This window comes from Paenarthrobacter aurescens (assembly GCF_025421775.1).
GTDB classification, from domain to species: Bacteria; Actinomycetota; Actinomycetes; order Actinomycetales; family Micrococcaceae; genus Arthrobacter; species Arthrobacter aurescens_B.
On the sequence record NZ_JAOEFX010000829.1, the window covers coordinates 1 to 229 of the forward strand.

Genomic DNA, 229 nt, shown 5'->3' on the forward strand with positions numbered 1-229 from the left:
ATGGTGCCGGTGGTGGTCACCCTTTGGCCACCCCGGGGGGTGACGTGGCTGCAGTCGATCTCCCTGCCGGCTGCGGGGGGATCGGTAATCACGACCTCGTTGGTCTCCGAGGTCATGGGCGGCATGTAGAAGACCCTTTCAAGATCAGTCTGGGCAGGGGCCGACCACACCATGGACTTGCCGGCAGATGTCGGACTGCCCGGACCGCAGTCCTGCTGGCAGGAGTCGA

At 65.1% G+C, this 229-nt stretch carries 1 protein-coding gene; it reads right to left on the minus strand.

Going from position 1 to position 229, the window contains the following annotated elements; genetic code table 11:
* Positions 1–229: hypothetical protein (locus N7568_RS25740; RefSeq protein ID WP_261612431.1), on the minus strand; the 229-nt coding region annotated here is incomplete at both ends.